Annotated in this window: 2 rRNA genes; both read left to right on the top strand. The window is 53.2% G+C overall.

Going from position 1 to position 5450, the window contains the following annotated elements:
- Positions 1-189: 189 nt before the first annotated feature.
- A 16S ribosomal RNA gene (locus CIK74_RS16420) occupies positions 190-1715 on the top strand.
- 522 nt (positions 1716-2237) lie between these two features.
- Positions 2238-5371: ribosomal RNA gene (locus CIK74_RS16415) — 23S ribosomal RNA — on the top strand.
- Together the 16S and 23S rRNA genes form the textbook arrangement of a ribosomal RNA operon.
- Positions 5372-5450: the final 79 nt, after the last annotated feature.

Below are 5450 nucleotides of genomic sequence, written 5' to 3'. Positions count from 1 at the left end.
AGTGTTTGTTGTTTGAGAACTCAATAGTGTGCCAAGTTTGTTGATACCGAATTATTTTTAATTTGGTGGATATATAACATTTGCTTGGAATGATGCACCCCCGTGTGTTGTTTCAAGTGTTTTTATTCGCCAGGATTTTATCATCGATTCTTCCCTTATTTTCCAAGGGGTTTCGGTGGCTTTTTGTTTTTTATGGAGAGTTTGATCCTGGCTCAGGATGAACGCTGGCGGCGTGCTTAACACATGCAAGTCGAACGATGACCCCGTGCTTGCACGGGTGATTAGTGGCGAACGGGTGAGTAACACGTGAGTAACCTGCCCCTGACTCTGGGATAAGCCCGGGAAACTGGGTCTAATACTGGATATGACCTTTAACCGCATGGTTTTTGGTGGAAAGATTTATCGGTTGGGGATGGACTCGCGGCCTATCAGCTTGTTGGTGAGGTAATGGCTCACCAAGGCGACGACGGGTAGCCGGCCTGAGAGGGTGACCGGCCACACTGGGACTGAGACACGGCCCAGACTCCTACGGGAGGCAGCAGTGGGGAATATTGCACAATGGGCGAAAGCCTGATGCAGCGACGCCGCGTGAGGGATGACGGCCTTCGGGTTGTAAACCTCTTTCAGTAGGGAAGAAGCGAAAGTGACGGTACCTGCAGAAGAAGCGCCGGCTAACTACGTGCCAGCAGCCGCGGTAATACGTAGGGCGCAAGCGTTATCCGGATTTATTGGGCGTAAAGAGCTCGTAGGCGGTTTGTCGCGTCTGCCGTGAAAGTCCGAGGCTCAACCTCGGATCTGCGGTGGGTACGGGCAGACTAGAGTGATGTAGGGGAGACTGGAATTCCTGGTGTAGCGGTGAAATGCGCAGATATCAGGAGGAACACCGATGGCGAAGGCAGGTCTCTGGGCATCTACTGACGCTGAGGAGCGAAAGCATGGGGAGCGAACAGGATTAGATACCCTGGTAGTCCATGCCGTAAACGTTGGGCACTAGGTGTGGGGAACATTCCACGTTTTCCGCGCCGTAGCTAACGCATTAAGTGCCCCGCCTGGGGAGTACGGCCGCAAGGCTAAAACTCAAAGGAATTGACGGGGGCCCGCACAAGCGGCGGAGCATGCGGATTAATTCGATGCAACGCGAAGAACCTTACCAAGGCTTGACATGTTCCAGACCGCCTCAGAGATGGGGTTTCCCTTCGGGGCTGGTTCACAGGTGGTGCATGGTTGTCGTCAGCTCGTGTCGTGAGATGTTGGGTTAAGTCCCGCAACGAGCGCAACCCTCGTTCCATGTTGCCAGCACGTAAAGGTGGGGACTCATGGGAGACTGCCGGGGTCAACTCGGAGGAAGGTGGGGATGACGTCAAATCATCATGCCCCTTATGTCTTGGGCTTCACGCATGCTACAATGGCCGGTACAATGGGTTGCGATACTGTGAGGTGGAGCTAATCCCTAAAAGCCGGTCTCAGTTCGGATTGGGGTCTGCAACTCGACCCCATGAAGTCGGAGTCGCTAGTAATCGCAGATCAGCAACGCTGCGGTGAATACGTTCCCGGGCCTTGTACACACCGCCCGTCAAGTCACGAAAGTTGGTAACACCCGAAGCCGATGGCCTAACCACCTTGTGTGGAGGGAGTCGTCGAAGGTGGGACTGGCGATTGGGACTAAGTCGTAACAAGGTAGCCGTACCGGAAGGTGCGGCTGGATCACCTCCTTTCTAAGGAGCTAACCAATTATTGGTTGCCCGTTTCTGTCACGAGTGTTGGCAGGCGGGTTGCTCATGGGTGGAATATCAATGAACTCAATACCGGAAAAACAGATGCAGCTCATGTTGTGTTTGGTGGTATTGGCTGTGGCTGCATGGTGTTCATGCTTTCTTAGTACGCGTTTGCTTCTCCTTTGGGGGTTGTGGGTGTTGGAATGAGGGTGTGGGGGCCAGGTGGTTTGTATGGTTTGGCATGCTGTTGGGTTTTGAGGCAACAAGCCCCCTTTTGTTGAGGGGTTTGGTGTTTCAGTGTTTGTCCTGTGTCTTTGCACGGTCATCGTGATGGTTCGCCTCTTTGTGGGGTGGGTTGTTGGTGGTTTGTGTGGGGGTGTGGGGTTGTTGTTTGGGAACTGTATAGTGAACGCGAGCATCTTATAAGATGACCATGTTAGAGAGCCTTTTGGGGTTTTTTGGTGTGGTTGTTTTGTGATTTTGTTGATTGTTTTATAGCTCAAACTTGAGAACTTGTTTTGTGTTGAAGTTTTTAAGGGCGCACGGTGGATGCCTTGGCATCAGGAGCCGATGAAGGACGTGGGAATCTGCGATAAGCCTGGTGGAGTCGATAACCTGACGTTGAGACCAGGATTTCCGAATGGGGAAACCCCGTACGGTGTCATGCCGTATGACCCGCAGCTGAATGTATAGGTTGCGTGGAGGGAACGCGGGGAAGTGAAACATCTCAGTACCCGCAGGAAGAGAAAACAATAGTGATTCCGTTAGTAGTGGCGAGCGAACGCGGATGGGGCTAAACCGGTTGGTGTGTGATAGCGGATAGGCGTTGCATCACCGGGGTTGTGGGGCCCACATGTGCCAACCCTATCTGGTTGGCGGGATGAGGTGCAGGCGTATAGGTGAATCGGTTGGAATGCCGGACCAGAGAGGGTGATAGTCCCGTAGGTGTAATGCGTGTCTGCCGTTCTAGTGTGGGTACCCGAGTAGCACGGGGCTCGAGAAATCTTGTGTGAATCTGCCAGGACCACCTGGTAAGCCTGAATACTACCTGATGACCGATAGTGAATCAGTACCGTGAGGGAATGGTGAAAAGTACCCCGGGAGGGGAGTGAAATAGTACCTGAAACCGTGCGCTTACAATCCGTTAGAGCATGACCCTTGTGGTTGTGTGATGGCGTGCCTTTTGAAGAATGAGCCTGCGAGTTAGTGCTGTGTCGCGAGGTTAACCCGTGTGGGGAAGCCGTAGCGAAAGCGAGTCTGAATAGGGCGTTTGAGTGGCACGGTCTAGACCCGAAGCGAAGTGATCTACCCATGGCCAGGTTGAAGCGTGTGTAAGAGCGCGTGGAGGACCGAACCCACTTCAGTTGAAAATGGAGGGGATGAGCTGTGGGTAGGGGTGAAAGGCCAATCAAACTTCGTGATAGCTGGTTCTCCCCGAAATGCATTTAGGTGCAGCGTTATGTGTTTCTTACCGGAGGTAGAGCTACTGGATAGCTAATGGGCCCTAAAAGGTTACTGACGTTAGCCAAACTCCGAATGCCGGTAAGTGAGAGCGTAGCAGTGAGACTGTGGGGGATAAGCTTCATAGTCGAGAGGGAAACAGCCCAGAACGCCAACTAAGGCCCCTAAGCGTGTGCTAAGTGGAAAAGGATGTGGAGTTGCTGTGACAACCAGGAGGTTGGCTTAGAAGCAGCCACCCTTGAAAGAGTGCGTAATAGCTCACTGGTCAAGTGATTCCGCGCCGATAATGTAGCGGGGCTCAAGCACACCGCCGAAGTTGCGTCATTCAGATATTTACCCGGTTTCGATTGGGTGTTTGGATGGGTAGGGGAGCGTCGTGTGGACGGTGAAGTCGCGGTGTAAACCAGCGGTGGAGACCACACGAGTGAGAATGCAGGCATGAGTAGCGAATGACGGGTGAGAAACCCGTCCGCCGAATGATCAAGGGTTCCAGGGTCAAGCTAATCTGCCCTGGGTGAGTCGGGACCTAAGGCGAGGCCGACAGGCGTAGTCGATGGACAACGGGTTGATATTCCCGTACCGGCGAAGAACCGCCCATACTGAGCGATTGATGCTAACCAGTGTTGAGCATGACTGTTGCGGCCTTCGGGTTGTTTGTTGTGTGAGGTGTTGGGAACCGATGTTGTGAGGTCAGCGTATTAACAGGTGTGACGCAGGAAGGTAGCCGAGCCAGGCAATGGAATTGACCTGGTCCAAGGGTGTAGGGCGAGTCATAGGCAAATCCGTGACTCATAGAGCCTGAGACCTGATAGGCGCCCACTTTGGTGGGTGATTTGGTGATCCTATGCTGCCTAGAAAAGCATCGGCGCGAGGTTCTAGTCGCCCGTACCCCAAACCGACACAGGTGATCAGGTAGAGAATACTAAGGCGATCGAGAGAATCATGGTTAAGGAACTCGGCAAAATGCCCCCGTAACTTCGGAAGAAGGGGGGCCTGCCCCGTGGAGAAGACTTGCTCTTCTTTTGCGGGTGTGGGCCGCAGAGACCAGGGGGAAGCGACTGTTTACTAAAAACACAGGTCCGTGCGAAGTCGCAAGACGATGTATACGGACTGACTCCTGCCCGGTGCTGGAAGGTTAAGAGGACCGGTTAGCAACTTGTTGCGAAGCTGAGAATTTAAGCCCCAGTAAACGGCGGTGGTAACTATAACCATCCTAAGGTAGCGAAATTCCTTGTCGGGTAAGTTCCGACCTGCACGAATGGAGTAACGACTTCCCCGCTGTCTCAACCATGAACTCGGCGAAATTGCAGTACGAGTAAAGATGCTCGTTACGCGCAGCAGGACGGAAAGACCCCGAGACCTTTACTATAGTTTGGTATTGGTGTTCGGTGCAGCTTGTGTAGGATAGGTGGGAGACTGTGAAGCTCGGACGCTAGTTCGGGTGGAGTCATCGTTGAAATACCACTCTGGCTGTACCGGTCACCTAACTTCGGACCATGATCTGGTTCAGGGACAGTGCCTGATGGGTAGTTTAACTGGGGCGGTTGCCTCCTAAAATGTAACGGAGGCGCCCAAAGGTTCCCTCAGCCTGGTTGGCAATCAGGTGTCGAGTGTAAGTGCACAAGGGAGCTTGACTGTGAGAGTGACAGCTCGAGCAGGGACGAAAGTCGGGACTAGTGATCCGGCGGCACCTCGTGGAAGGGCCGTCGCTCAACGGATAAAAGGTACCTCGGGGATAACAGGCTGATCTTGCCCAAGAGTCCATATCGACGGCATGGTTTGGCACCTCGATGTCGGCTCGTCGCATCCTGGGGCTGGAGTAGGTCCCAAGGGTTGGGCTGTTCGCCCATTAAAGCGGTACGCGAGCTGGGTTTAGAACGTCGTGAGACAGTTCGGTCCCTATCCGCTGCGCGCGTTGGAAATTTGAGAAGGGCTGTCCTTAGTACGAGAGGACCGGGACGGACAAACCTCTGGTGTGTCAGTTGTACTGCCAAGTGCACCGCTGATTAGCTACGTTTGGAAGGGATAACCGCTGAAAGCATCTAAGCGGGAAGCCTGCTTCGAGATGAGATTTCCATGCACCTTGAGTGTGAGAGGCCCCCAGCTAGACCACTGGGTTGATAGGCAGGATGTGGAAGCAAGGACTAAAGACTTGTGTAGCTGACCTGTACTAATAGGCCGATGACTTACAACACACTGTAAAGCAATTATTTGAGACAATTATTGTTCGCGTTCACTATACGGTTACGAGACAACAACCTTGTAACACACTGA

The sequence above is a fragment of the Glutamicibacter sp. BW77 genome (assembly GCF_002332285.1).
Classification (GTDB): Bacteria; Actinomycetota; Actinomycetes; order Actinomycetales; family Micrococcaceae; genus Glutamicibacter; species Glutamicibacter bergerei.
Note: the sequence above shows the minus strand (reverse complement) of the source record. Positions and strands in the feature narration are given on the sequence as shown.